Consider the following 26,765-nt stretch of genomic DNA (forward strand, 5'->3'; position numbering starts at 1 on the left):
TTCAGCCGCAGGATGCTCCGCTGGGTCGTCTTCCCTTTACCTTTGCAAAGCGCAACGGCGTTATTCTGACTCGCTCAGAAGAGGGCAACCCGGTTATTTTGGTCAGGCCCGGTGCTCCTCACACTGCATTGGCGGAAGCTAACCGTATAAGTGGTGGCCGCGCACGCTTTACAACCATTGAGCCAAGCCAGTTTGACCAGGCGTTGAACGCGGCTTACCAGAACGATTCTGCAGAAGCCATGCAGATGGTTGAAGGCATTGGTGACGACATGGATTTGGCGTCGCTCGCCGACTCGGTTCCAGAAACAGAAGACCTGCTGGAGCAGGAAGACGACGCCCCGATTATTCGCCTGATTAACGCCATCCTTACCGAGGCCGTAAAAACCAGCGCCTCCGATGTGCATATTGAAACCTATGAAAAGCGTTTAGTGGTGCGGTTTCGTGTTGATGGGGTGCTGCGGGAAGTGGTTCAGCCAAAACGGGCGCTGGCGCCGCTGCTGGTTTCACGAATTAAGGTTATGGCAAAACTCGATATCGCCGAAAAACGGGTACCTCAGGACGGTCGAATCGCACTGCGTGTAGCTGGCCGCGAAGTGGATATCCGGGTTTCCACCATGCCTTCATCCAGTGGCGAACGGGTTGTGCTGCGTTTGCTGGATAAGCAGGCTGGGGCGATTCGCTTGGAGTCATTGGGTATGGCGCCAGACGACCTGAAAATTCTACGCCGGCTTATCCACCGGCCATACGGCATATTGTTGGTTACCGGTCCGACTGGCTCGGGTAAATCCACAACACTGTATGCCTCGTTGCAAGAAATAAACGACCGTAGCCGCAACATTCTTACGGTTGAGGACCCCATCGAGTACAACCTGCCGGGTATTGGCCAAACTCAGGTAAACCCTAAGGTTGAGATGACGTTTGCCCGCGGTCTGCGGGCCATTCTGCGCCAGGATCCTGATGTTGTAATGATCGGTGAAATTCGCGATCTTGAAACCGCCGAAATAGCCGTACAGGCCAGTCTCACTGGCCACCTTGTGCTATCCACTTTGCACACGAATACGGCAGTGGGCGCGATCACCCGCCTTATGGATATGGGCATTGAACCCTTCCTGATTTCATCAAGCCTGGTCGGGATCGTGGCCCAGCGCCTTGTTCGGGTGTTGTGCAAGGATTGTCGGGAAGCCTATACGCCTACCGAAGAACACTGTGAATTTCTGCAACAGAGTATCGCCGAGCCGCCAACCATTTATCGGGCGAAAGGGTGTGAGCATTGCAACAACCTTGGCTACCGGGGGCGAATTGGTATTTATGAAGTAGTAGAAGTAACCGAAGAGATCAGCGCGTTGATTCACAAACGTTCAGGTGAATTGGATCTGGAGCGAGAAGCGCGCCTTAAAGGCCCTAGCATTCATGCAGATGGTGTCCGGAAGATACTTGAAGGCATCACCACCGTGGAAGAGGTGCTCCGCGTAACGCACCGAGGCCAATAAGCTATGCCTGCTTACGAATATAAAGCTCTGGATGCACGGGGAAAGCAGAAGCAGGGCGTGGTAGAAGCCGATGCGCCTCGCGCCGTGCGCCAGCAGCTAAGGGAAAAGGGCCTAACACCGCTGGCGGTTGAACCGGCTGTTCAAAAACGAACGCCCAGTAGCCCGCTGAGCAGTGGGGGCTCCTTGGCAGCCTCCGATCTTGCGTTGATTACGCGCCAACTGGCAACATTGATCCAGTCAGGCATTCCTATTGAACAAACACTTTCCGCAACCGCGCAGCAAACCGCTAAGCCTCGTATTCGAAGCATGCTTATTGCCATTCGCGCCAAGGTTATGGAAGGCTACACGTTGGCGGACAGCCTTGGTGAGTTTCCAAAAGCCTTTCCACGCCTCTACCGTTCAACCGTTGCAGCCGGCGAACATGCCGGACATCTGGATTTGGTTCTAAACCGACTAGCCGATTACACCGAGAACCGACAGGAAGCGCGTCAGAAAATCCAGTTAGCTGCGATTTACCCCATCATTCTGAGTTTTGTAGCGATTGCCATTGTGGTGTTTCTGCTGACTTACGTTGTGCCAGACATCATTGATGTGTTCTTGAAGCAAGGCCAGGAATTGCCCGCGCTGACCCAAGCCATGCTGGCCATGTCGGAGTTTCTTTCCAGTTACGGTATCTATCTCGTCATCTTGTTATTCGTGGCCTTCATGGCATTTCGCTATGCGCTCACGAAGCCAAGCTTCCGGATGCGCTTTCATAAACGACTGCTGCATTTGCCCCTGTTTGCAGGGATGGTTCGGGGCGTTAACACAGCCCGCTATGCCAGCACGCTAAGCATCCTGACAACCAGTGGTGTGCCGCTGGTTGACGCTATGCGCATTGCAGGCGAGGTGCTGTCTAACGATTATTTGCGCCAAGAGCTCAAGGAAGCCGCGCGCAAAGTCAGCGAGGGTGGCTCTTTGCACCGGGCGCTGGATCAGTCCGGCTATTTTCCACCGATGATGCTACACATGATTGCCAGTGGCGAGGCCAGTGGTGAACTGGATAGCATGCTGGAGCGCACCGCAACGATGCAGGAAAATACACTGCAGTCCAAAATGGCCGCAATTGTTGGGCTTTTTGAGCCGATGATGCTGCTGGTGATGGGCGTGGTGGTTCTGATTATTGTTATGGCAATCATGCTGCCGATACTGAACATGAGTAACCTGGTTGGTTAACAGCCCAATGTAACCCTTTAAATTCACAGCAATAATGAGTGGCATAATGACGATGAAAAAACTGAGTACACTGCAAGCCAGTCGAGGCTTCACCCTGATCGAAATCATGGTCGTGATGGTCATTCTTGGCTTATTGGTGGCCATTGTAGCGCCAAACATCATGGGCAGAAGCGATCAGGCCAAAGTAACCGTTGCAGAAACGCAGCTTACCAATATTTCGAAAGCGCTGGATATCTACCGCCTGGATAACAGCCATTATCCCTCTACCCAGCAGGGCCTGGATGCTTTGAAATCCAAGCCCACAGGCAACCCAGAGCCAAAAAACTGGAGCCCGGATGGTTACATGAAAAATATCCCGCAAGATCCCTGGAATAACGACTTTCAGTATGTGAGCCCAGGTACTGAAGGCGCCTACGATCTGTATTCCTACGGTTCCGACGGGCAAGAAGGCGGTGATGGAGACGCAGCTGATATCAGCCTCTGGACCATCGGCAACTGATTTGTGATGCGAGCCCGATCAGAACACAAAAACAGCGGCTTCACGCTCATTGAAATACTGGTTGTCCTGGTTCTGATCGGGCTACTCGCAGCGCTTGCAGTATTCACCATGGGTGGGAATTCCCAGCAGCGGGAGCTACAAAATGAGGTGCGGGAATTGTATTTGCTGATGCAAACCGCATCGGATCAGGCTGTGTTGAACAATCTCGAACTCGGCCTGCTGTTTGAAGAAAACGGGTATCGTTTTGTGGCTTTTCAAGATGAAGAAAACGATTGGAAGGCTTCTGGAGAGCGTATATTCCGGGCCCGAAAATTCCCTGAATGGCTGATCACAACACAGTTTATTGAAAGTGATGCTCCCCGCCTAGCGTCGGCTGAAGACAAGCTTCGGCCAGATGTGGTGTTTTTTTCCAGTGGCGAAACCACCCCTTTTGAACTCGAATTTACCGTCGGCAGTGAGACGGATTACACCCAAACTCTTGCGTCCGACGGGATCTCTACCATTGAGTGGCGACAGCCCGGCGATGAGGGGGAAGACTGGTGATCCGGCAGAACCCGTCAAGATTGCCGAAAACCGCAAGAGGCTTCACGCTTATTGAGGTGATGGTTGCACTGCTGGTGTTCGGGCTGATTGCCACCGCTGCGGCCGAGGTGGGTGGTCAGTATATTTCCAGCTACGAACGTATTCGTGACAAAACCCTCGCCGGTTGGCTTGCTGAAAACCGCATAAACGAAATTCGGCTGGAGAATACCCTGCCAGGCATTTCCGAGAATGCAAAAGACAAGGACTACGGTCCCTTCCGTTGGCAAGTAACCACAAAGGTACTGGCTACCGCCGAGGCTAAAATGCGGCGCATTGAAGTTCAGGTGTCCCGTTATCGTGAGGGCCGCACAAAGCCATATCCTGTGCACACGCTTTCTGCCTTCGTGGGCGTGAAATGAAGAGTCAGCAAGGCTTTACGCTGCTTGAGGTGCTGGTGGCCATTACCATTACCGCTGTGATTGGGATTGGTGTGTGGCAGGTGCTGAACGGAGTGATTCTTTCCCGGGATCGGGTTGATGAACTTGCGGAACAATTTGATGGCCTCCAGCGGGCAATGTTGCTTTTGGAGCGGGATATTACCCAGATAGTAAACCGGCCAGCCCGGGATATTTACGGCGACTTCAAACCTGCGTTAACCAGCCGTGAAGATGAGTTTGTGCTGATGGTCACGCGGCAGGGCTGGCGTAACCCGCTGGGCATCCGGCGCAGCAGTTTGCAACGGGTAGGCTGGGAATATACCGGCACCGAATTACGCCGCCGGTACTGGCCAACTGTGGATCAGGGCCAGGAAGACAATAGCCGGGAGTTGCTATTGCTTGAGGGTGTTACTGCGTTCGATATCAAGTTCCTCAACGACCAAAATGCCTGGGAACCAGAATGGCCTTCAAGCGATGCTATGGCGTCATTGAGCCCCAGCAGTCGCCCGGATATACCGTTTCCTCTGGGTATTGAAATTACGTTGGAGCACGAACGTTTTGGTGAATTGGTACGCACCTTTGTCTTGCCAGACTTTGATTCGTCGGGGGCTCAGGGCTTGGTAAATCAAATGAACGAAGCCAGTAATCCGAGCGATGAAGAAGAAACTGATGAAGGCGCTGTTCAAAATAGTACCGGGCAGGGAGGCTAAAAGGCTATGACCACTCCCGTCTGTCATACCATGCCAAAAAAACAGCAGGGTGTTGCGCTGATTATGGTGCTTCTAGCTATGGCGCTGGTGGTTATGTTGGCCTCAGGGATGACCCAGCAGCAAAGTGTGCGGGTGTTTAAAGCCGGGCACTACTTAGCGCAACAGCAAGGCCGGAGTATTGCTTTAGGTGCAGAAGCCTTTGCCCGTCAAATTCTGATACGGGATTTTGAACAAGATAAAGAAGACGGCCTGATGGTCGACAGCCTTGATGAGTTCTGGGCGATGAATGCAGCTGTATTGCCGCTGGATGCCAATGGGGTGGCAGAAGTTCAGATAGACGATTTGGGTGGGCGGATAAACCTCAATGATCTGGTTACTGCCAATGGCCAAGTGGATCCCATAACCAAGGACCGCCTAACCCGTTTGCTGATCGCTCTTGGAATTACCGGCCTTTCGGTAGATACCCTGGTGGACTGGATTGATCCAAACGATCAAACAATCAGTGCCTATGGTGCAGAAGACGGCCAGTACCTGATGGCCGAGCCCGGGTTCCGGGCCGCAAACCAGCCATTTGTTAGCGTATCGGAACTCCGGTTGATTGAAGGCATGACTGAAGAAATATATGTGGCCCTGCGGCCTCATGTGGCCACCTTGCCGGTGAATGGGTTGGGGATCAATGTGAATACTGCAACTGCCGAAGTGTTGATGTCTTTACATGAAGAGCTGACGGCAGCCCAAGCAGCGTCTATTCTTGAAAGGCGCAAGGAAGAGCGGTTTGAAAACCTTCAGGACTTTATGGCACTGCCAGAATTCGCAGCGTTGGGCCTGAAGCCCATAGGGCTGGGGCTGCAAACCCGTTTTTTTGAAGTTGTATCACGGATTACCTACGATAACCGTGTTGTAAATATGGTGAGTACGGTTTTTCGCAATCAGGAAGGTAATGTCCGGACGGTTCACAGGGATACCGGTCAAAAGAATCGCATTACCAAAGAGCCCTACACCATCTCGGAAGGATAACCATGTCTTATCGCCTTTATGTGCGACCCTTGCCTCCCTTTTCGGATCCCGGAGAAAACCCGGAAGACCGTCTGTTCAACTGGGTGTTGTACGATGCCGGCGGTGATGCCCAAGCTCAGGGCAGCCGCGATCGCCGCAGCACCATTGAGCAGACACTTAGCCAAAATGGGCTTGAAGGCGTATTGCTTGCAGGCCTTATTCCGGGTGATGAAGCTCTGTTTTGTACGGCCGACATTCCTGCCAAACAAAGCCGTTTTATAAACCAGGCGCTGCCTTACGCAGTTGAAGAGCAGATCGCCCAGGATATCGACAGCGTTCACCTGGCACTTGGCCCACACACCCCAGAGGGGTATCGGGTGGCTGCGGTGGATCGAGACAGAATGGCTACATGGCTTGAGTTGTTCCGTGGTTGGTCCCACGCCAGGCTCGACGCCATTTATCCTGATGCGTCACTGCTCCCCATGACCGAGGGCGGTTGGTCTATCTGTCTGGATGGCGAATCAACCATGATGGCCAGTGATCGTGGCGAGTGGCTGAGTATGCAGTCTGCTAACCTTGGAATGTTTGCTCATACTTTGGCTGTACCGCCTTCGGAAGACGTAGTTGCTGAAGTACCCGTGGTGATTTATGCAACGGACACCGAATTTGAAGAGCAGCAGGCGGTGCTTGGAGAGCTTATGGCGCCGGGCCGGCTATCTGTTCGCCGGGAGTCTTTGGCGCTTATGCCGTTGGAGCTACTGGCGCATTCTCACCACCATCATCTTTGTCGCCCAATCAATCTGTGTCAGCGCGAATTCTCCGTTAAAGGCGGCAAGGCAAGCCCCTTCAAACCTTGGAAGCCACTCATCGCTGTGGCTGCCGTGTGGTTTGTGGTGCAGGTGGCGCTGGAAGCTGGAATGGGCTTTTACTATCAGCAGCAGGCAGACGATATGCGCCAGCAGGCTATGGCGGTATATAAAAATGCCTTTCCAAACGACAGTAGAACCCACGCTGGTAACGTAAAACGGGTTATTGAAGGACAGTTACGTATGGCTGGCTCTGATGGGCCTGATGTGGATTTTGTAACGCTGATGAAATACACCGGTCAGCAGTATTCAGAGGTAGCTGGTTCGGTTACGTTCAACTCGATCAATTACAGCCAATCTCGTGGTGAACTGGTGGTTGATGTACGCGCACAAAGCTACGACCGCCTCAGCGCGCTACGCAATGGCCTATCTGGCCAAGGGCTAGAGGCCAAAATTGGCTCAGTCGTTAACGAATCCAGCGGTGCTCGTGGCCGCCTGACCGTATCTGGAGGCTAAGCCCATGTTGACGAAACTGAAAGAGCAGCCCTCGGTTGGAAAGCTGGTTGCGCAATATGACCAGCTTCCTAAACGGGATCAGCAGGCACTTACGGTACTGGCTATAGCCGTGCTGCTTGGGGTTCTGTATTTCGCTGTGTGGCGCCCGGTTGCGAATTTTCACGATCAGGCCGCTGCGAATAAAGAGAACGCCTCAGAGCTTGTGGCCTGGATGCAATCCAACGAGCCGGTTATCCGTCGCTTGGGTAGCAGTGGAGCAGGGCCGGCAGCTACATCTGCCGATGTTCCTGTCGATGGCCGCGCGCTCATGGGTCTGGTAACCCGCTCGGCCAGGGCATCTGGCCTTACACTGCAACGGTTTGAGCCCAGCGGTGACAGTGCCATTCGGGTGTGGCTTGAGGCGGTTCCTTATTCAGAGGTTGCAGCTTGGCTTGAAATGCTCAATGGTAAGCATGGTGTTGTAATTGACCAGGCAGCGTTGGATCGCGCAGGCGAACCTGGCCGGGTATCTGTCCGTTTAACACTGGCAATCTGATTCGGATTAACTGGGTTCCGGGGTGGTCTCTCCGGACAGAGGCAGGAGCGAAAGCATGAGTAACGACAGCGATAACAAACCGGAACCGGTTATTGTCCGGCTGGATATCAGTGCTTTGAATGAAGCCAGATCCATTCTGTATGATGCCTATCGGAACGAGCCAACGTTTCAGTACCTGTTCAACCACCGAAAACCTGGCTACAAGCAGCGTGTTCGAGCCACTGTGCGTGAGCTTGTTGATCTCTATTTTGATCTTGATCAGGAAGTGGTTGGCGTTATGGTCGATGATTCGCTGGTTGCCGTGGCGTTCATTGGCGACCCGGACCTTCGTTTGAATTTGGCGGATCAGTTCAGTTGGAGAATCCGCATGGTGCTGACGGCAGGCTTTGCCTCTACTCGCCGTTATCTGGATTATCACGAGAAAATACGCGCAATGCTGCCTCAACCATTGGCGCACCAGTTGCCATTGATGGGAGTTAACCCAAAATATCAGAACCGCGGTTATGGTCGCCACCTGCTCAAAGCTGTTCAGCGGCTTTGTGCGGACAACCCGCGGGGAACCGGGTTGGTTTTGGATACCGGCAACAGCCGCTATCTGCCATTTTATGAGTCGGAAGGCTTCCGCAGCCTTGGAAAGGTTCGTCTCGGTGGTTTCGAGGATCACATACTGTTCCGCGAAATCCATCCAGAGGCCAAAGCTACCGCTAATCAAAATTAACGTTGTAAAAAACAACAGGAGACACTGTGTCTGACAGCCAAGATTATGATCTGATTGTTATTGGTGCCGGTTCCGGCGGTGTGCGCTTGGCGCGTATGTCGGCTGGCCGTGGAGCGCGGGTAGCGGTTATTGAATCCCGTTATCTCGGCGGTACTTGCGTTAACGTTGGCTGCGTACCCAAAAAACTGTTTGTTTATGGGGCTCATGTCAGCGACGAACTGGAAGATGCAGCAGGCTATGGCTGGGACGTACCCATGGACGGTGTCAGCTTTGACTGGCCCACACTGGTCGCCAATAAAAATACCGAAATTGAAAGGCTGAACGGCATTTATGGCCGCCTGCTTGAGAATGCTGGCGTGACCGTTATTGAAGGCACTGCCTCCATTAAGGACCCCAATACCATCGTCGTTGGTGATAAAGAATATACAACCGCTCACATAACCGTTGCCACAGGGAGCTGGCCGGTTGTACCGGATATTCCAGGTAAGGAATGCATTCTTACGTCGAATGAGATGTTTTATCTGTCTCAGCTACCTAAGCAAGCGGTGGTGTGGGGTGGCGGTTACATTGCCGTAGAGTTTGCAGGCATTTTGGCCGGCCTGGGCGTGGAGACTACACTTCTGTACCGAGGCGATCTTTTTCTCCGCGGTTTTGATGGCGATGTGCGTAAGTTTGCCAAGCAGGAAATGAGTAAAAAAGGCGTTCGGCTTGAGTTTGGCGTGACCATTGAGTCTGTTGAAGCCGAGAATTCCCACTATCAGGTCAAGCTCAGTAACGGCAATGTTATGGAAACCGGGCTTGTTATGGCAGCAACGGGCAGACGGGCGCTGGTAGACGGCCTTGGACTGACCGAATTGGGTATCGAACTTAATGCATCCGGGCATGTGGTGGTGGACGATCATTTCCAGACTTCAGTACCTTCGGTCACTGCTCTTGGGGATGTTATCGGCACACCGCAGCTTACGCCCGTGGCGCTTGCGCAGGCGATGGTACTTTCCCGCAGATTATTTGGGGATGGTGAGGGCGATATGGATTACACTGCGATTCCGACCGCTGTTTTCTGTCAGCCCAATATTGGTACGGTGGGATTAACGGAGGAAGAGGCGCGGGAAGCAGGCCATACTCTGAGAATATATCGCTCTGAGTTCCGGCCCATGAAGTATATTCTCAGCGGCCGTGACGAGCGCTGCCTGATGAAGCTTGTGGTCGACGACGCAACGGATCGGGTGCTTGGCGCCCACATGGTTGGGCCTGATGCTGGCGAAATCACTCAGGGGCTTGCCGTGGCCATCAAGGCCGGTGCAACCAAGTCTCAGTTTGATTCCACCATGGGCATACACCCAACATCTGCAGAAGAATTTGTCACCATGCGTGAACCTGTCGCCTGATCAGAACTAAAGCCCAAGGAAGGGCTTAGCTTTCAGGGAGTTTTACCCAGCGCTCCATAACATTTCGCGAATGTTCCTTTCGTACCGGTTTGAATAGATAGACGTCCATGCCAATTGTCTCTAAAAAATGTAATGAATCTATAGGGTGGGAGTAAGCCTGATATGAGTTTTAGCGAAACCGACCGAGAACTGGATGCTTCAGAGGGCCAGGTTGTCCGTGAGGTGATGATTCAGGTCAAGGCGTTGCTGAATGATCCCGGCCGATGCCGGGATGCAGGTATATGGAAGGCCATACTGTGTGAGCCCCCCGCCGATGAATTGCCTTTGCGTCGGGAAATTGGCCGGCAACTCGAGCCACAGCTCAGGCCCATGGCTGAAAACGGTAGCTTTCCCTCACCGGTTGTAGGATTTCTGGGTGAGTGGTTTGATTGGCACAGCCTGCAAGAAGTGGTCGCTCAGGAAGAGGAGCAAGACCATCCGGAGCAAAATGTAGCTGATGAAGATTTCGAACCAGAGACACCACAAATGGTCAATTTTTGGCCAGCAGTGATAGGTTGGATTATAGGGCTGGCTGTACTCGCCACGATTTTCGGTGGGATGAGCGGCGGCTGACGCCGCCGCCTGTTCATCAGGCTTTTGCGTCCACTGATTCAGACTGAGACGCTGCGATTTTTTCACGGTACTTCTGAGCCAAAATAGCGCCAAGAATAACCTGAACCTGGTTGTAGCACATGATCGGCAAAACGATCATGCCAAACCCGGGGTGCCCAGAAAACAGCACTTTTGCCATGGGCAGCCCGGAGGCCAGGCTCTTTTTTGAGCCGCAGAATACAACCGCCGCCTCATCTTCCAAACTAAATCCGAACCGCCGCACAAGAAATCTCGCAAAGAACATAAACAGCGCTAACAGCCCGATACATAGCAATATAGTCAGAGCAATGGCTTTTATCGGCAGGTTTTGCCAAAGACCGCTTTCTACCGAGTGCGAGAAAGCGGAATACACAATCAACCAGATAACGCATTTATCGTAGCGAGTCATAAGGCCTTCATGACGACCCAGAAAGCCTCCAATCCAAGGGCGCATGGCGTGACCAACCGCAAACGGCAACAACAACTGCAATACAATATCTTTCAGGGCCTTGCCTATAGCGAAATCCCCGCTTCCAGCCGAACTAACAACCAATAGCAACAAGAACGGCGTCAGCATCATGCCGAACACGTTTGAAGCTGCCGCACTGCAAATGGCGGCCGGCACATTGCCCCGGGCCATGGCGGTATAAGCAATGGATGAAGAGACTGCAGACGGCAACACCCCCAGATATAAAAAGCCAAGCCCCAGATCGGCGGGCATCCAGGATGGCGCAAAACTGCTCATACCATTAATGGGAAGCACAATAAGCGGAAAGAACCCAAACGTAAGCGCAGTAATCAGTATGTGCAGCCGCCAGTGGGATGCCCCTGCAACGATTTGTTCCCGGGATAGCGCAGCACCGTGGAAAAAGAAGAGTAGGGCGACGGCTACCGTTCCGGCCGTCGCCAGAAGATCTCCGGCGGCGCCCGTAGCTGGCAAAAAAGAAGCAAGGACAATTGCGCCAAGCAGCAAGATTGTGAATATGTCTGGCCTGAACTTCATGATTAAGAGCTCCTGTTCCGGAGAGCGCTAAGGCTGGGTGCGAGGAGATTCTGCGCGAGCTTTTCAGCTTTAGCAGAATCCCGGCGACGAACAGCGGCCAGTAGCAGTTCATGGTCTTCTTGCGATGGCTCTGGCAAGTCCGCGTCGTTTTCTGTGCGTTCAATGGTCTGGGTGATGGCGTGGGAGAAGTAATCGTAAAGCTCCGCAAGGGCAGAGTTATGGGATGCAGCAACCAGCGCGTGGTGAAAGGCCTCGTCGTGATGAATACGAGCCGCAAGGTCTGCGTCGGCTTTTCCCCTGGCATCAAGAGCCATAGTCATGCTCCGCAGATCCTGCTCGGTACGCCTTTGGGCTGCGAGCTTTGCCGCTTCGGTTTCCAGCATGATCCGCACCTCCAGTTGATCTTTTAGCTGGGTGCGAGCGATGCGTTTGAGGGTTTCTCCTGCATCGCGAGTTGCTCTTACATAGGTGCCGTCTCCCTGCCGGGTTTCCAGCATTCCTACGTGGGCCAGTACCCGCACAGCTTCGCGCACAGTGTTTCGGCTCACCCCTAGAGCCTCGGAGAGATCCGATTCCACAGGCAGTTTGTCACCCACTAGCCATTGTTCTGTTTCTATGGCGTGTCTCAGGCTTTCTATGGCGGTTTCCACAAGAGAGCCTTTTTGGATTCGTTTCAGCATTGGCCTATCACCCCATCACATGATCATCCAATCATCCTATGAATTTGTGCAGGATGCAAATCCTCTGAATAATGAGCGCGCGAAGCTATAGAAACGGTGTGCTGAGTGCATGTTGTTTAGTGAACGAGAAGCCGGGGATTACCCGGCAGGATCGAGGAACTGATAGTCTGCTGTATCCACGCTGCGAGTGGAAAAGCGGTAGGAGAAAGTGAAACCGGGCCAGTTTAGTGTATTTTTACCATTGGCATCGAGATACCAGGATGAGCACCCGGAGCTCCACACGCTGCCTTCAAGGCCATCCTGAACGACGTTGGAATACTGCTCCAAACGGTCTTTACGAACATCCATAGCTGCGCCGGGGTGCTTCTGCAGCGCATTCAGGCAGCCGAGCACATATTGGAACTGAGATTCCAGCATGTAAAGAATCGAGTTGTGCGCCAGATTGGTATTTGGCCCGTAGAGCATAAACAGATTCGGGAAGCCGGAGACCGTAATTCCTTTGAATGCAGTCGCCCCATCTTTCCAGGCTTCGTTCAGCGTTACGCCTTCGCGCCCGGTTACACTAATGGGCGACAGAAATTCTGAAGCACGAAAACCTGTGCCAAAGATAATAGCGTCAACGGGGTAATGCTGACCGGAGCGTGTCTTAACCCCTTTGCCGTCGATTTTTTCGATCGAGTCTGGAATCAAATCTACGTTAGAGCGGTTTATGGCAGGGTACCAATCGTTGGAAATCAGAATCCGCTTACAGCCGATCTGATAATCCGGAATGATGTGCTTGAGCTTTTTCGGATCACTTACGTGTTTGCGCGCTTCGGTTTTGGCTTGCCAGGCAAATATATCCAGAAGGCGGCTAAAGCGCGTGAAGGCCAAAGCCCGACTTTCGTTCTTCCAGTAGATCATGTAGCGGTAAAGCCTGTCCCACGCCGGAACAGCTTTGAACAGGGAATGCTCCCAACGCTTGAAAGGCCTGTCTGGCTTTGGCAGAACCCAAGCCGCCGAGCGTTGAAACAGAGCAAGGGATTTAACTTTACGGGCAATTTCGGGCACAAACTGAATGGCGCTCGCGCCGGTACCAATTACGGCAACGCGCTTGCCCTTTAGATCACAATCATGGTTCCAGCGTGCTGAGTGAAAGATAACACCTTCAAAATCACTCATGCCTTCAATGTTGGGCCAGGCGGGCTGATTCAGTTGCCCGGTTGCCGTGATGACCACGTGTGCTGTCAGGGTTTCATCATTGGTAAGCGTTAGCGTCCAAAGGTTGCGAGCGTCGTCGAACACCGCCTCAGCCACTTCGCAGTTAAAGCGGATCTGTTCCTCAAGGCCATATTTTTCAACGCAGTGTTCCATATAACCAAGGAGTTCATGCTGAAGCCCGAATTTTCGGGACCAATCATGCTTTGGCTCGAAAGAATAGGAGTAAAAGTGCGATTGCACGTCGCAGGCTGCACCTGGGTAGGTGTTGTCTCGCCAGGTGCCGCCAACGCGCTGTGCTTTTTCAAGCAAAGTGACATTTTGGAACCCGGCTTTTTTTAGCTGGATGGCCATGCCTATGCCGCCAAATCCAGTTCCAATTATGATGACGGAGGGCTGCGTACTGTTTTTGTGTTGAGTCATGCTTGGTGATCCGACCTGATTACTTTAGTGACGACTTGTTCACTATACGTAATTGAGTCGGTCAGAGGCATGGCTGCTCAGGCTATTCCTGAGCAGTGTTTAGCAATTCTGGCTTTTTCAGAGCCTTTTGGAAGAGGTCTTTGTCTTCAGCGATGGCCATGGCGCACTTTTCGGCTATATCATCACCCAACCCTTCAACCTTCCGGGCCAGGAAAACCTGAATTTCTTCCGCTAATTCAAGTACTTTATCCCTGGCATCGGCATCTGCTTTTGATGTGAAAAGCATGGTCTCAGGATTTTTTAATGCCATATCCAGGCCGTCCCTATCGGAAAAATAGACTGCTTGTACCGCCATGGTCATTCCTCGCAGTGAATGTCTGCTTTACTGTATAAAGATACAGTGTAGCCGACTCGCATAGAGAAAGACACCCAGTTTCCGTAAAAGCAGTCGCGGCGCGGGGCCGCTCCGATCAGTAGCGCAGCAGCGCCGAACCCCATGTAAAACCACCGCCAAAGGCTTCAAGCAGCACAACGTCGTTACGTTTGATGCGTCCGTCTCTTACCGCAACATCCAGGGCAAGAGGAATAGAGGCCGCAGAGGTATTGCCATGTTTGTTGACCGTAACAACTACCTGATCCATCGGCATGCTCAGTTTTTTGGCTGTGGCCGAGATGATTCGCAGATTTGCCTGGTGGGGAACCAGCCAGTCGATGTCGGACTTTTTCATCTGGTTGGCGTCAAGCGTCTCATCAACGATTTTACCAAGTGTGTTTACCGCAACTTTGAAAACTTCGTTGCCTTTCATCTCAACAAAAGCTTCACCGGCTTTGACCCGGTCGAAACCATCGGCAATGCCGCAAGGTACGTGCAGTAACTCTTCGTACTGACCGTCTGCGTGAATGTGCGTGGAAAGAATACCGGTTTCCTCGGTTGCTTCCAGAATCACAGCACCCGCGCCGTCCCCGAACAGCACACAGGTGCCTCGATCAGACCAGTTAATGATTCGGGAGAACACTTCTGCGCCAATAACCAGTGCCTTTTTACTGGTTCCTGTTTTGATAAACTTGTCTGCGACCGATAGCGCGTAAACAAAACCGCTACACACAGCCTGAATATCGAAAGCTGGACAGCCGTGAATACCCAGCCGGGCCTGCAAAATGCAAGCAGAACTCGGGAAAATTTTGTCTGGAGTGGATGTGGCAAAAACAATCAGGTCAATCTCGCTGGCATCAATACCGGCCGCTTCTATGGCGTTCCGAGCGGCCTGTTCAGCAAGATCTACGGTTGTCTGGCCCTCAACGGCGATATGCCGCTGCTCGATACCAGTGCGTTCACGGATCCACTGATCCGTGGTATCAACCATCTGTTCGAGGTCTTTGTTCGTAACAATATTCTCTGGCAGGTAAGAGCCAGTGCCGGCAATGCGTGCAAAGGTCATTCGCGAAAATCCCACGGTGTATCCGATTTAGGAGCATAACGCTCCTTTGGCTTTCGGCCATGCTATACCTCTGAACCTTTGTCTGTTATTAGCGGTTTGTCAAAGGCGCAGCTGAAAACTCTATCGTGGCTGGCCTTTTCCGCCATACATAACGCCCGGCGCCTGCATTATTCTGCAATACACTTTTCTGTTTGAAGCAAGGACATATTCCGAATGCCTGATCTGATTCTCTATCAATACCCGCTGTCGCCTTTCTCCGAAAAAATCCGGGCAATGCTCGGATACGCGAATCTGCCTTGGTGCTCGGTAACGGTGCGTGAAATGCCACCACGACCAGAGTTGAATGTGTTAACCGGTGGTTATCGCAAAATACCGGTCGCCCAGTTAGGTGCAGATGTATTTTGCGACTCGCGCGCTATTGCGGCCGAAATCGCCCGCCTTGCCGACAAACCAGAATTGGTACTGGAAGATCAGTCTGAAGAGATACAGGCATTTGTTCGAGAAGCCGATCTGGAGATCTTTCTGGCGTGTGTTATTGCTGCCAGCGATGGGCGCATGTTGTGGCGGCTGATTCGTGAAACGTCCCTGATCAACACGTTCAAGTTTCTTAAAGACCGCATTAACATGGGGCGGAAATCGCGGGTGAAGGCTCTGCGAGGCGCAGATGCTAAAGAAAAAGTGATGACGCATATTTCGAATATGGAACGCCTCCTTGGCGAGGATTTTCTTTTTGGCCCTGCACCCTGTATCGCCGATTTTTCAGCCTACCACGGCCTGTGGTTTGTCTGCGATCTGGCAGGAAAGCCTTGGTTGGATGGCTACCCGAAAGTGAACTCCTGGATGTCGCGAATGAAGGCATTTGGACATGGCAAGCCAGAGAGCCTTAGCGCTAGCGACGCAGCTACGCGAGCCAAAAATGCCCAGCCAAGGGTACTGCCACACATCGAAGATAAAACCCAACTGGATCAGCAGGTAACCACTTCTCCCGACGATTATGGTCGCGACCCGGTAACTGGAACGCTTATCTACACGGATAGAAACGAGACCATTATTGCCCGAGAAACTCAAGAAGTGGGGCTAGTGCATGTCCATTTTCCGAAACAGGGTTTTCGTGTACGCCCCGTTGAATCGCTTTGATGGGGTAAGAGCCGCCTGAAATGGTTGGGTGGCTATTTAACAATTTTTTACTATATTTAATGCGGATCATCACGGCGTTCCCGCTCAAATAATAGTCGCCAGAAAACGCCTTAATGCACTCTGCGCGTTCAATTATTGCGGAAAGTACCGAAGCAGAGATACCCTGACTGCTTAATATAGAAAGCTAGCTAACTACGGAGCTTAATGGATGATTGTATTCTCGATTCTTTTGCTGCTACTCGGTTTGGTTTTACTTGGCGGTGGCGTCTGGCTTGTATCGCTTGGAGGCAGCCTGTTTTACGCAATTGCCGGCATAGCACTGATTGTGGCCGGGGTTGTTGCTAAAGGCCGCAGGCCGATTGCCCGCTGGGTTTATGCCGTGTTTCTGGCTGGTGCCGCCGCCTGGGCATTGTGGGAATCTGGGTTTGATTGGTGGCCCTTGGCTACACGGTTAGGGCTGTTTTTATTGTTGGCTATACCGCTTTTGTTTCCCGGCCCAACCTCCCAGCGGGGAGGCGTTATAGCCCTTTTCCCTGTATGGGTTGTGGTGGGTGTCATCACGGTATCAAGTCTTGCCTTTGATCAGCACCGAGTCGATGGGTTGCTTAATCAGGACATCGTATCTGCAGATCCGGAAATGGGCGACATGTCAGATGAGGATTGGCAGGCCTACGGCAGAAGCAACCTGGGGCAGCGTTATTCACCACTGGATCAGATTACCGTCGATAACGCCGGCAATCTCGAGAAAGCCTGGGAATATCAGACTGGAGATTTGCAGGGTCCGGACGACGTTGGGGAGATAACCTATGAAGCAACACCTATAAAAGTGGGCAATAGCCTGTTCCTGTGCACACCGCATAACTGGCTGGTGGCATTGGATGCAGATACCGGCGAAGAGCAGTGGGTTTACAACGCAAAGGTACCGATGGAAAGCCAACGGCAACACCAGACTTGCCGAGGGGTGTCGTATATGCCTCCGTCTGAAAGCGACGCGAATGCGATAAACGTTAAGGCGGTTAATGAGCCTGCAGAGGATCTTGCCAGCGTTCAGTGTGATGCCCAACTATTCATGCCGACATCCGATGCACGGTTGTTAGCCGTCGACCCCGAAACGGGTGCACGTTGCAGTGATTTTGCCGAAGACGGTTCGCTCGACCTGATGCATAACATGCCGTTCAAACAGGACGGTTTTTATTATTCAACGTCGCCGCCCGTGGTTGCCAATGGGTTGGTCGTAGTAGCAGGCGCCGTTAACGATAACTACGATATTGACTCGCCCTCCGGCGTGATTCGTGCGTACGACGTCAAAACTGGCGAACTGAAATGGAATTGGGATCCTGGCCATCCCGAAAACACAGCCCCAATTGGTGAAGATGAAACCTACAGCAAAAGCTCTCCCAATAGCTGGGCAGTCGCAAGTGCGGACGAAGAACTCGGGCTAATCTATTTCCCCATGGGCAACCGGGTACCGGATCAGCTGGGCATGTATCGGTCTGAAAACGACGAAAAATATGCCTCATCTGTGGTGGCGTTAAGCCTAGAGACCGGGCAAGTAGCTTGGGTGCATCAATTTGTTCATCACGATCTGTGGGATATGGACACGCCAGCCCAGCCCAGCCTTGTGGATCTGAAAACCGAAAACGGCGAGGAGCCCGCACTGGTTGTTCCAACCAAGCAGGGCGATGTCTATGTACTCAACCGGAAAACAGGGGAAGCCATCATTCCGGTTTCTGAGCAAAAGGCGCCTCAAGGCACCATAGAAGGCGACTACGCCTCCGCTACACAGCCTATTTCCGGCCTGAATTTCCGGCCGCCAGCGCTAACGGAATCGGACATGTGGGGAGCAAGCGTAGTAGACCAGATGATCTGCCGCATCAAGTTCCGTTCCTTGCGCTACGAAGGGCAGTACACGCCGCCTTCGGAGCAGGGAACTCTTGTGTATCCGGGTAACTTTGGGGTCTTTAACTGGGGTGGAATTGCCGTTGATCCTGAAAGGCAGGTGATGTTCGGGATGCCACTGTACCTGGCGTTTACCTCCACGCTGGTTCCGAAGGAAGGTGCTGAGCTTGGCGAAACCAATCAGGGAGAGCAGGGCGTTAATGAAAACGCAGGAGCGCCCTATGCCGTTGATATGAAGCCGTTCCTGTCACCCTTGGGCATTCCTTGTCAGCAGCCTCCCTGGGGTTACGTAGCAGGTGCCGATCTTCGTACCGGCGAAGTAGTCTGGAAGCAGAAAAACGGTACGGTTTACGATATGACTCCACTGCCATTGCCCATTGAAATGGGCGTGCCAGGCATAGGAGGGCCGATTATCACAGGCGGCGGTGTAGCCTTTTTGGCAGCGTCCGTCGATAACTACCTGAGAGCCTATAACCTGACCACAGGTGAGCAGATATGGGAGGAACGCCTTCCAGCGGGTGGCCAGGCAACGCCTATGACTTACCTGAACAGTAAAGGTGAGCAAATGGTAGTTCTTGTTGCCGGTGGCCACGGCTCGATTGGCACGACATTCGGCGACTACGTTATTGCCTATAAGTTGCCGTAGGTAGGCTGCACAGATATACACAGGGCTCGGGGGTAGATCAGGAACTCGAGCCCTGCGTACAAAGCTTGCCGGAATTGCCCGCCTGGACTCAGTCCACAAAGTTTGACTGGCTGGCAATTAACGGCGAGAGGTTTATGTTCCAGTGCTCCATACCACTTTTGCTATACACGTAGTGCCCGCTGAGGGATTTAATCTGTGGCACACGGTCTGGCGCTATCCCATTAAGAATCAAAGACGCCAAGCGGGCACCCGTAAGCCCTTCCTGATAGGCTGAAACCGTAAAACCACCCACGCCTTGCTCTCGGCCAATGGAAATATCCCAGAACGAAAAGATCGGAATTTGCGAGCTGTAATACGCCTGATTGATAAGCTCGTTTGGCGGCACATAGTTATCTTCGCTGTCCCGAACGGTATGATGAGTACCCACAATGACGGCGTCATACTGTAGGTGCGCACTGTCGACAGCGCTTAGCCAAGCGTCTTTGTCGTTGGTGAGCAAGATGTCAAGGCGTGATCCGTAAAGCTCAGCCTTGCGGGCGTCTCCAAAATAGTCATTTACGGCATTGCGCATCGTAATCGAGTCATCCATCAGAATTAAGAAACGCTCCTTTTTATCGAGAACTTTACGTAAGTGACGAATGCTCTGTTCAAAAAACGGGCGTTCCAAAATCCCGGTAACCAAAGGGTGATCAAGGGCAGGGTGCTGCACCGGAGTCCCGTTCACACCGAAGAAGACAACCGGAATGTTTTGGTCAACTAAATGCTGTGCCATCAAAGAAAATGCATTATCGTCGCCTAAAATAGCGACATCTGGCTGAATCTCCGCCACGGATTTTTGAATGCTGGCCACTTGCTGAGGCCATTGAGATGGGGTTAGGCGTTTTGTATCCAACTCAAGGAACGTGATGTTATGTTTTTCCCCCAGTACGGACTGGATGGCCACAATATAATCACCGTCCCATTTATATTCAGCATGATAGCTTTGGATGACGACCACGGTCTTGCTGAAACACAACGGACTTACGAATAGTAAGGCTAGAATGAGCAGACGCATGTACTGTCCCTTTTTTTTGTTTGAGTGTTGAAAAGGCTGGTAGCCTAAAGGCCTGCGAGCAAGAAATGCACCATACTTATAAGTGTCTGTTATTTAGAGCTTATTTCTCAGACAATTAATCGATGTGTCTGGTTTTTCGAACACTGCTGTTTGTTTTTCCGGACAACGCTCTATAAGTGACCTTTGTTCCGGACAGATTGAGGGTCCGGTCATTAGCCAGTAAGGAAAACTCCATGGATTCGCAACAAAAATTGCTAGAGCAACTAGGTGTTCGTTACCCCATTATCCAAGCGCCCATGGCCGGCGTTGCCACGCCTGAACTGGCGGCGGCCGTAACCAATGCCGGTGGCCTAGGCTCACTTGGGATTGGCGCCAGCACAACCGCTCAGGCCCGGGACATGATTGAGCAAACCCAGGCCCTCACCACAGGGCCATTTAACGTGAATGTGTTCTGTCACCGACCTGCATGCCGTGATGCGAAGGCAGAGGCAGCCTGGGTGCAGTATCTGGAGCCTTTGTTCGAAGAAGCTGGCACAGAACCACCGAGCTCGCTCAACGAAATCTATACTTCGTTTATTGAAGACGAAAACACGCTGGAAATGCTGCTTGAGTTGAAGCCTGCGGTGGTCAGCTTTCACTTTGGAATTCCGTCGGCGCAAGGCATCGCTGCGCTGCAAGACGCAGGCATTTACACCATGGCAACGGCTACATGCCCGGCTGAAGCAGCAGCGATTGAAACGGCGGGAATTGATGCCATTGTGGCGCAGGGCATAGAAGCCGGCGGGCACAGAGGTATGTTCAACCCGAACGAAACCGATGAGCGCCTGAGCACCATGGTGCTTGTTAGACTGCTGGCAAGCCAAACGGCACTGCCCATTATTGCTGCCGGCGGGATAATGGATGGTTACGGTATGAAAGCTGCGCTGGAATCTGGTGCAACTGCAGTACAGATGGGCACGGCCTTTGTTCTGTGTCCGGAGTCATCAGCAAACAGTGCCTACCGAGAAACGTTAAAAAGTGAGAGAGCTTCGGAAACACGGTTAACCAAAGTGCTTTCAGGCAGGCCTGCGCGGGGGATCGTCAACCGGCTGATTTCGTTCGGCGAGGGCAAAGGGAGCGTGCCGCCTGCGGATTACCCGGTAACGTATGACGCAGCCAAGCACCTTAATACGGCAGCTTCCAAGCTTGGCAACCACGAGTTTGCCGCCCACTGGGCGGGCCAGGGCGCACCTATGGCACGGGAATTACCCGCAGCAGATCTGGTTGCGCTAATGGTGGAAGAGAGCCGCCCCAGAATCGAGGCTAAAGGCTGCTAGTCAGGCCAGCCATTTCAGTATCTGCTCGTGCACCACCTTGTTGTCGAGCAGATCCAGGTGGTTCAACTTTTCAAACACACGACAGTTTTCCGGGCGTATGGATAGTTTTTTCAACTCATCGGAATGATGCCCTTTGGCGCTATCCAGCCGAACCAGGAGATCACCCACCATCGTGCTGGGAAAATCCGACACCTGATTGCCGATAGCCGCGGCTATGAAATAGTGCTGAGTTCCTTCTCGCAGTGGCACCGGCTTGCGGTAGTCTGGGTGAAAGTCATCCTGATCTATGCCCTCCCAGTCTTCGTCCAGTAAGTTGCCATGTCGCAAGTCCTTAATGCCTGCGCTGGTGTGCTGGCCGAAGGCAAACGGGCTGGCGTAGCGGAACTTCTTCATAACGAAGGTTAACAGATTTCCGGCTTTCGCCAAGGCCGCACCATGGTGAGGTGAGCCAAGGTAAAGGGCACTCTTCAACAGCTTCACCCAGCCCATGTTGAGTTCGCTGCCGTACCAGGTGGCGCTTCGGATAACGAGCCCGCCCATGCTGTGGCCAATCAGGGTTAGCTCTTCGACCTCAACCGGCCAGGCCTCAACCAGTTCCTGAAGTTGTTTACTCAACTCCTTGCCGTTGCTAGAAATATGCCTTCCAGTATTGTAATTTAGATACACTGGAGTGTAACCAGGTGCACGCTGCAGTTCCGTACCCAGGTTCCCTTTACTGTGTCCCTTCCAGTATTCATGAGAGAGGCATAGGCCGTGAACCAAAACCACGATCCGTGGGCTGGCGTTCGGAATCATGGCGTCGATATTTTCTGAGCCAAACAACACCTTCTCGCCATGACTGTCTCGGAAATGCATGGTAATCGCCAAGGGGTTGTTGCTGGCTTCCAGATGATCCCCGCACACTCCGTTCAATGCAGCTGCGGCTCTCACACTGTTTGAAAAATGCTGCGGCTCTTCTTCCACTGAGAACCTATCAAGCGACCGATGCAATCCCCGCTGAAGCAGAGACGTGGACGACTGGATTAACTGGTAAGTTCGTCCTTGCCGCTCCTCAGGAGGCACTCCTGCGATGTCGCGCAACCGGTTAAGAGGATTCACCTCTCTCGCAATCGTGCGGTGTGTTCTTTCCACAATCTGAGTAACGCCACCGGCAACATCCAGAAGCAGTTGAGCAGAACCGTGTACCGACTTCACTGATACCATTTTATTGTGCTCCAAAAGATCTCCAGAACCGGCGGATCAAACGATTAAGTCATTATGGTAGAAATACCAACGCTCGCACATGGCTTGTTTGAAGATAGAAGACGGCATATCGGTATTATTCCATGCGGCACGGCCTGTCATAAGTGGACATATATTGCTATATTGTTCACATATGAACATGCATGCATTGGAGGTGCACCATGACAGCTGTCGTTGAGCGTAGAAGTGCAGAAGGTGATCGCGAGGCTGAGAAAGGGCGCGTAGCGCTTAAAGGGTTCTTTCGAGTAACGGAAGAGTGGGGGTGCAGTGCAGAAGAGCGGGCAAAACTTCTTGGCGGCCCCTCCAGGACAACGCTCTATAACTACTCAAAACTCAACCCGACCAAGCTCTCCAACGACACAATGGAGCGCATCAGTTACATGCTAGGTATTTATAAGGCTCTTCAGGTCTTGTACCCAACCCATGAGCGAGCTAACCGAAGAATCCGTCTAAAGACATCTGAAGTGCCGTTTTGCGGAAAATCCGCAATGGAGTTTATGACCCAAGGCTCCATGATGAACCTGATGATGACCCGCCAATATTTCGACGCCAAGCGAGGGTGGTAATGTTCTCCACCCCTTCGCTGGAACTGCCCGAGTGGGAAACCTACCGCATTATCCCAAGCCATTACCCACCAATAGACCTTTTTGAGCGCATTTATGAGCCGAACGAGTTTGAACTGGCTTTTGAGATTGAAGGCATGACAAACCCTCGGTTGCGTGATGAGGCAGGGGATATCGAACTGGTAATACCTGAAGATCGAATTAGCGGGCCTGGCAGTACACCCGTGATGGCGTCATTCACGCATATTGGTTTTGGTAGCCGTTTTTCTGACAAGAATTTTGGGGTGTATTACGCCGCTAACACGCTTGATGCGGCTATCCGAGAGACCGTATTTCACAAAGAACGTGAAATGGCAGCCGCCAAAGAAGACTCTATCGCGCTCACCATGAGGGCTTACATAGGCAAAGTGGCGCTAAGCATGCACGACATTCGGGGTGCAGAGTTTGCCGATCTGCATAACCCCAACGCGGATGATTACGCCTTAAGCCAGAAGTTTGCACGCCGCTGGCGCACCAAAGGCTCAAACGGCCTGCTGTATAACAGCGTGCGGCACCCAGGCAGTGAGTGCATAGCCGCGTTCAAACCGAAATCTGTGACCATCCCGGTGCAAGGGCCGCACTTAAAATACTTTTGGGATGGCGACAAGCAGCGCATTACTCACTGGGCGGAGATAGGGCAGGCTCATTCCTTGAATGGCTGGTGAGCACTTTTATACAGTGTTATTGAAAGCACGTTTTGTGGAAGCCAACATGAAATACCTGCACGAACGCCAGATCAATGGCTACGTGCCAGACAATCGGTTTCGCAGCCGGGACCCGAAATTCCAGAACCAGAAAGACAAGTACGGCAAGCGCCATCAGAACCTGCCGGACAAGGGCTGGAAAGACACCATTCCGGCCAGTGAATTCCAGTTCGATCCGGTCAACCTGACCTGCATCTGCCCAGCGGGTAACGCCATCAGTTACCAGGGCACACGGGAAGCGGGGAATGGCAAAATCAGGGTGCACTTCGAAGGCCGACTGCTTCAATGCCGCCACTGCCCGAAGAAGCACCAGTGTATGCAGAATCCCGCTTCCGCCGACCATCGCAAGGGCTCGGGAAGGCAGGTGTCGTTCACCATAGAGAACAAGCGCCTACCCAACTACACGGACTGGATGAAACATCGGGTCGATAGCCCCCAGGGCAAAGAAATTTACAGCCACCGCATGTCGGTGGTGGAGCCGGTGTTCGGCAACATTGGCACGACCAAAAGGTTGAATGGCTTCAGCTTACGGGGCAAGAAGAAAGTGCAGGGCCAATGGCAGCTATACTGCCTGGTACACAATATCGGGAAGCTGGTGAACTATGGGCAGTTGGCGGCATGATCCGGGATCAGTCTCCCTCGGAAGCAGCCGCTGTCGAGTCAGCAATAGCGTCACTGTGAGCATCGAAGTACCAGAGCCCGCGATTGACCAGAAAATCAGGATAAGCGACCGGTCGATGGCCGAAACAAAAATCTGGAAATCAGGCGGTGGGAACGAACCCCGAATCGGGTTTTTCTACAGCCTCGTTAGCTTCCTTTGGAGTCGGAATGTCACTACAAGTCATCTCATCAGGCGAGCTCACGCAGCGTTGCAAGTTGTCGGACGGCCGGCTAGTTGATATCGAAATTGATAATGCTGGTCTGGAAATAACCGTCGCGGTGGTTGATGGTCCGAAACTTGGTTCAATCGAGTTGCAAAACACTGGGTCTGGCCATTACTACCTGACGCGGATGTATCTTGATCAGGATGGAGGCGCATTCAAAAAGTGCGGCATCGGGCGCCAAGCCCTGAAATTTCATAATGAATCTTTCGGCTGCCTATTTACGGCGGCTCCGAATGATGGGCACCGGAGAGAGGACGCCAGCCACCTGACCGGCGATGCCCGCGGCTTCATTGAGAAAATGCGGGATGAAGGCCTTGTCCTGCGGTCCGACCCTTACTTGTAATTTGAAGGCTAACCATGCCAGGCACAGCGACGTCTTTTTCGCTCCGGCTTCGCCTCCATTCCGCAGCCGCGCGTGCTGAGCGGCGTTAGTTGGACCTACTATTTGAAATATAGGAGATTATGATGCCAGGGAACTACCCAGATAAGATCCGAACCCTACCGATGTTCGATGGCCGCTTTGACGCATACAAGTTGGCGGCTGAAGGCGCCGATGTTTTGTTTGCCTCCTATCCTTCTGGCACTAGCATCCCTTCCCATACTCATGACACCGATAATTATGGCGTTATTATTCGCGGAGAGTTAATCCTCACCATGGAAGGGCGCGTGGAGCGCTATGGCGTCGGTGATTGGTATCATGTCCCAGCGGGGATTGAGCATTCCGCCGAATTTGAGCAAGCGTCTGATGAAATTGAGTTCTGGTTTACGCAGGCTAACTAACCAGTATAGGCACAGCGGATACTCAAGGAGTAAAGGCTCAAAATGGCAAGAAATCGTAGCCAAGTTGGCTTTCTAGAATCGAGGCTGATCAGCCTCTTTGCATCTCTGTTTTTCTCTGTTCCTACCGCTGCGTTGATTTGGCTTGGAGTCAATAAGCAGCTGGCATACTTTGAAGCGGGGTTTTTCAGCAGCACCTATCTTATTGCCTGCATTATCGTATTTTCTGCGCTTGCGTTGCTGTTCCCGAAACTCTTTCCATCGATTCTTGGAGGTATTTGGCGCGGCATACTCAAGATCGAGCGTTGGTGGGGCTGGTAGTCTATTGAGGGAACACCACTCCCGGTAACGGCCGCGCACGCTGTTGGCGTAACAATCTGAATTTTCAACGTTAGTTATAGGAAATATTTCATGTCGAAAAAAGCAGTAATGTTTGAATACGAGAAAGAGACAAAAAACAGTGTTCGCTATAAAGAAGTCCCTGATGAAGGAACTGCTCCTATCGTGGGCACTTTGTATGTTCAGAAGTGGTTTGCTGGTGATAGCAAATCTATTGAGGTAACAATCGACAAAAAAGACTAGCTGGCTCCCCAAAGGATGCCTCTCGCTATGCCAGAGCTATTTGAATTTGAGACCAAACGGTTACGTTTGCGCCAATGGCAAGAGAGCGACCTTGAACCTTTCGCGGCTCTTAATGCTGATCCCCAGGTTATGGAATTCTTCCCCGAACCGCTGGGTCGCCAGGCGAGTAATGATATGGCGGAGAGAATCCGAACGCTCATCGAGCAACGCGGGTGGGGGTTCTGGGCGGTAGAAGTTAAGGGTACAGAACCCTTTATTGGTTTTTGTGGCCTACACATACCTACTGCAAGGCTGCCTTTTTCTCCGTGTGTAGAGATTGGTTGGCGGTTATCGTCAGCCCACTGGGGGAAAGGCTATGCATCAGAGGCTGCTCGCGGTGCGCTAGTTGTTGCGTTTCAACAGTTAGGGCTTCCCGAGATTGTCTCCTTTACCACAACTGGCAATCAGCGATCGCGTCGAGTCATGGAACGCATAGGCCTGAAGTACAGTGGCGAGTTTGAGCATCCCAGCTTACCTGAGGGCAGCCCATTGCGGTCGCATGTACTTTATCGGCTGCAGCGCGATCAGTGGGGTACAAGAGCTTAATCATACATTGAAGTATGTTCTGCACTTCCTACACTTCAGTAGACACCGTCTATAATTAAAAGGACTTCTTAATTAGACGGGTGTCAATGGCCATTTATTTTGACCCACCTTTGGCCAATAAAATTGACCCACC

At 52.4% G+C, this 26,765-nt stretch carries 28 protein-coding genes and 2 pseudogenes; 23 read left to right on the forward strand and 7 right to left on the reverse strand.

The window, feature by feature from the left end; all coding sequences use genetic code 11:
* Positions 1–20: 20 nt before the first annotated feature.
* The 12 genes and pseudogenes from gspE to ACTH3S_RS11340 all read left to right on the forward strand — a co-directional run.
* Positions 21–1,490 (forward strand): type II secretion system ATPase GspE, encoded by a 1,470-nt coding sequence (gene gspE / locus ACTH3S_RS11285; protein WP_441809135.1) that lies wholly within the window; start codon positions 21–23, stop codon positions 1,488–1,490.
* 3 nt (positions 1,491–1,493) lie between these two features.
* Positions 1,494–2,705 (forward strand): type II secretion system inner membrane protein GspF, encoded by a 1,212-nt coding sequence (gene gspF, locus ACTH3S_RS11290; RefSeq protein WP_441809109.1) that lies wholly within the window; start codon positions 1,494–1,496, stop codon positions 2,703–2,705.
* Between the two features lie 46 nt (positions 2,706–2,751).
* Positions 2,752–3,204, forward strand: coding sequence for a type II secretion system major pseudopilin GspG (gene gspG, locus ACTH3S_RS11295; protein WP_441809110.1), 453 nt, complete (start codon positions 2,752–2,754; stop codon positions 3,202–3,204).
* Positions 3,205–3,210: 6 nt separating this feature from the next.
* Positions 3,211–3,747 carry a type II secretion system minor pseudopilin GspH gene (gene gspH / locus ACTH3S_RS11300; protein ID WP_441809136.1) on the forward strand — a complete coding sequence of 179 codons (537 nt, stop codon included), beginning with the start codon at positions 3,211–3,213 and terminating at the stop codon, positions 3,745–3,747.
* Positions 3,744–4,145, forward strand: coding sequence for a type II secretion system minor pseudopilin GspI (gene gspI, locus ACTH3S_RS11305; protein WP_441809111.1), 402 nt, complete (start codon positions 3,744–3,746; stop codon positions 4,143–4,145). Before gspH ends, gspI begins: the two co-directional genes overlap by 4 nt.
* A complete protein-coding gene (gspJ, locus tag ACTH3S_RS11310) occupies positions 4,142–4,873 on the forward strand; it encodes a type II secretion system minor pseudopilin GspJ (RefSeq protein ID WP_441809112.1) in 732 nt (243 codons plus the stop codon). The genes gspI and gspJ overlap by 4 nt, the downstream gene beginning before the upstream one ends.
* A 6-nt stretch (positions 4,874–4,879) precedes the next feature.
* Positions 4,880–5,890, forward strand: coding sequence for a type II secretion system minor pseudopilin GspK (gspK, locus tag ACTH3S_RS11315; protein ID WP_441809113.1), 1,011 nt, complete (start codon positions 4,880–4,882; stop codon positions 5,888–5,890).
* A 2-nt stretch (positions 5,891–5,892) separates the two neighbouring features.
* Positions 5,893–7,191 (forward strand): type II secretion system protein GspL, encoded by a 1,299-nt coding sequence (gene gspL, locus ACTH3S_RS11320; RefSeq protein WP_441809114.1) that lies wholly within the window; start codon positions 5,893–5,895, stop codon positions 7,189–7,191.
* Positions 7,192–7,195: 4 nt separating this feature from the next.
* Entirely contained in the window at positions 7,196–7,726 is a 531-nt protein-coding gene (gene gspM, locus ACTH3S_RS11325) for a type II secretion system protein GspM (RefSeq protein WP_441809115.1), read from the forward strand.
* A gap of 55 nt (positions 7,727–7,781) precedes the next feature.
* Positions 7,782–8,444, forward strand: a complete 663-nt coding sequence (locus ACTH3S_RS11330; RefSeq protein ID WP_441809116.1) for a GNAT family N-acetyltransferase — start codon at positions 7,782–7,784, stop codon at positions 8,442–8,444.
* Between the two features lie 26 nt (positions 8,445–8,470).
* Positions 8,471–9,832 carry a glutathione-disulfide reductase gene (gorA, locus tag ACTH3S_RS11335; protein ID WP_441809117.1) on the forward strand — a complete coding sequence of 454 codons (1,362 nt, stop codon included), beginning with the start codon at positions 8,471–8,473 and terminating at the stop codon, positions 9,830–9,832.
* A 198-nt stretch (positions 9,833–10,030) separates the two neighbouring features.
* Positions 10,031–10,444, forward strand: a pseudogene (locus ACTH3S_RS11340) (J domain-containing protein); the annotation flags it as partial.
* Between the two features lie 16 nt (positions 10,445–10,460).
* Here ACTH3S_RS11340 and ACTH3S_RS11345 read toward each other — a convergent pair.
* The 5 genes from ACTH3S_RS11345 to ACTH3S_RS11365 all read right to left on the reverse strand — a co-directional run bounded on the left by ACTH3S_RS11345 (position 10,461) and on the right by ACTH3S_RS11365 (position 15,204).
* On the reverse strand, positions 10,461–11,465 hold the full coding sequence (locus ACTH3S_RS11345) for a bile acid:sodium symporter family protein (RefSeq protein ID WP_441809118.1): 1,005 nt from the start codon (positions 11,463–11,465) through the stop codon (positions 10,461–10,463).
* A 2-nt stretch (positions 11,466–11,467) separates the two neighbouring features.
* Positions 11,468–12,145: a FadR/GntR family transcriptional regulator gene (locus ACTH3S_RS11350; protein ID WP_441809119.1), complete on the reverse strand. Its 678-nt coding sequence runs from the start codon at positions 12,143–12,145 to the stop codon at positions 11,468–11,470.
* Between the two features lie 138 nt (positions 12,146–12,283).
* Complete coding sequence (locus ACTH3S_RS11355) at positions 12,284–13,765, reverse strand: flavin-containing monooxygenase (RefSeq protein ID WP_441809120.1); 1,482 nt, start codon at positions 13,763–13,765, stop codon at positions 12,284–12,286.
* A gap of 82 nt (positions 13,766–13,847) precedes the next feature.
* Positions 13,848–14,120 carry a YebG family protein gene (locus ACTH3S_RS11360; protein ID WP_441809121.1) on the reverse strand — a complete coding sequence of 91 codons (273 nt, stop codon included), beginning with the start codon at positions 14,118–14,120 and terminating at the stop codon, positions 13,848–13,850.
* 115 nt (positions 14,121–14,235) lie between these two features.
* Positions 14,236–15,204 (reverse strand): beta-ketoacyl-ACP synthase III, encoded by a 969-nt coding sequence (locus ACTH3S_RS11365; RefSeq protein WP_441809122.1) that lies wholly within the window; start codon positions 15,202–15,204, stop codon positions 14,236–14,238.
* A gap of 213 nt (positions 15,205–15,417) precedes the next feature.
* Here ACTH3S_RS11365 and ACTH3S_RS11370 point away from each other — a divergent pair, with 213 nt between their 5' ends.
* Both ACTH3S_RS11370 and ACTH3S_RS11375 read left to right on the forward strand, forming a co-directional pair.
* On the forward strand, positions 15,418–16,341 hold the full coding sequence (locus ACTH3S_RS11370; RefSeq protein ID WP_441809123.1) for a glutathione S-transferase family protein: 924 nt from the start codon (positions 15,418–15,420) through the stop codon (positions 16,339–16,341).
* 208 nt (positions 16,342–16,549) lie between these two features.
* Positions 16,550–18,886 (forward strand): membrane-bound PQQ-dependent dehydrogenase, glucose/quinate/shikimate family, encoded by a 2,337-nt coding sequence (locus tag ACTH3S_RS11375; RefSeq protein ID WP_441809124.1) that lies wholly within the window; start codon positions 16,550–16,552, stop codon positions 18,884–18,886.
* A gap of 88 nt (positions 18,887–18,974) precedes the next feature.
* On the opposite strand, the gene ACTH3S_RS11380 is transcribed toward ACTH3S_RS11375, so the two are convergent.
* Positions 18,975–19,940 carry an ABC transporter substrate-binding protein gene (locus ACTH3S_RS11380; protein WP_441809125.1) on the reverse strand — a complete coding sequence of 322 codons (966 nt, stop codon included), beginning with the start codon at positions 19,938–19,940 and terminating at the stop codon, positions 18,975–18,977.
* A gap of 233 nt (positions 19,941–20,173) precedes the next feature.
* Here ACTH3S_RS11380 and ACTH3S_RS11385 point away from each other — a divergent pair, with 233 nt between their 5' ends.
* Positions 20,174–21,256, forward strand: a complete 1,083-nt coding sequence (locus tag ACTH3S_RS11385) for an NAD(P)H-dependent flavin oxidoreductase (protein WP_441809126.1) — start codon at positions 20,174–20,176, stop codon at positions 21,254–21,256.
* On the opposite strand, the gene ACTH3S_RS11390 is transcribed toward ACTH3S_RS11385, so the two are convergent.
* A complete protein-coding gene (locus tag ACTH3S_RS11390) occupies positions 21,257–22,459 on the reverse strand; it encodes an esterase/lipase family protein (RefSeq protein WP_441809127.1) in 1,203 nt (400 codons plus the stop codon). It abuts the gene before it with no gap.
* A gap of 200 nt (positions 22,460–22,659) precedes the next feature.
* On the opposite strand from ACTH3S_RS11390, the gene ACTH3S_RS11395 reads away from it, so the two are divergent.
* The 8 genes and pseudogenes from ACTH3S_RS11395 to ACTH3S_RS11430 all read left to right on the forward strand — a co-directional run bounded on the left by ACTH3S_RS11395 (position 22,660) and on the right by ACTH3S_RS11430 (position 26,632).
* The gene (locus ACTH3S_RS11395) at positions 22,660–23,064 is read left to right on the forward strand and encodes an antitoxin Xre-like helix-turn-helix domain-containing protein (RefSeq protein ID WP_441809128.1); all 405 of its coding nucleotides are present in this window, start codon (positions 22,660–22,662) and stop codon (positions 23,062–23,064) included.
* Positions 23,064–23,765, forward strand: coding sequence for an RES family NAD+ phosphorylase (locus ACTH3S_RS11400; RefSeq protein ID WP_441809129.1), 702 nt, complete (start codon positions 23,064–23,066; stop codon positions 23,763–23,765). The genes ACTH3S_RS11395 and ACTH3S_RS11400 overlap by 1 nt, the downstream gene beginning before the upstream one ends.
* A 37-nt stretch (positions 23,766–23,802) precedes the next feature.
* Positions 23,803–24,426, forward strand: a pseudogene (locus tag ACTH3S_RS11405) (transposase); the annotation flags it as partial.
* 206 nt (positions 24,427–24,632) lie between these two features.
* Complete coding sequence (locus ACTH3S_RS11410; protein ID WP_441809130.1) at positions 24,633–25,031, forward strand: hypothetical protein; 399 nt, start codon at positions 24,633–24,635, stop codon at positions 25,029–25,031.
* Between the two features lie 122 nt (positions 25,032–25,153).
* Positions 25,154–25,468 carry a cupin domain-containing protein gene (locus ACTH3S_RS11415; RefSeq protein ID WP_441809131.1) on the forward strand — a complete coding sequence of 105 codons (315 nt, stop codon included), beginning with the start codon at positions 25,154–25,156 and terminating at the stop codon, positions 25,466–25,468.
* A gap of 42 nt (positions 25,469–25,510) precedes the next feature.
* Complete coding sequence (locus tag ACTH3S_RS11420) at positions 25,511–25,786, forward strand: hypothetical protein (RefSeq protein WP_441809132.1); 276 nt, start codon at positions 25,511–25,513, stop codon at positions 25,784–25,786.
* Positions 25,787–25,876: 90 nt separating this feature from the next.
* Entirely contained in the window at positions 25,877–26,047 is a 171-nt protein-coding gene (locus tag ACTH3S_RS11425) for a hypothetical protein (RefSeq protein WP_441809133.1), read from the forward strand.
* Between the two features lie 27 nt (positions 26,048–26,074).
* Complete coding sequence (locus tag ACTH3S_RS11430; RefSeq protein WP_441809134.1) at positions 26,075–26,632, forward strand: GNAT family N-acetyltransferase; 558 nt, start codon at positions 26,075–26,077, stop codon at positions 26,630–26,632.
* Positions 26,633–26,765: the final 133 nt, after the last annotated feature.

The organism is Marinobacter sp. (assembly GCF_052094685.1).
In the GTDB taxonomy this organism is placed as follows: Bacteria; Pseudomonadota; Gammaproteobacteria; order Pseudomonadales; family Oleiphilaceae; genus Marinobacter.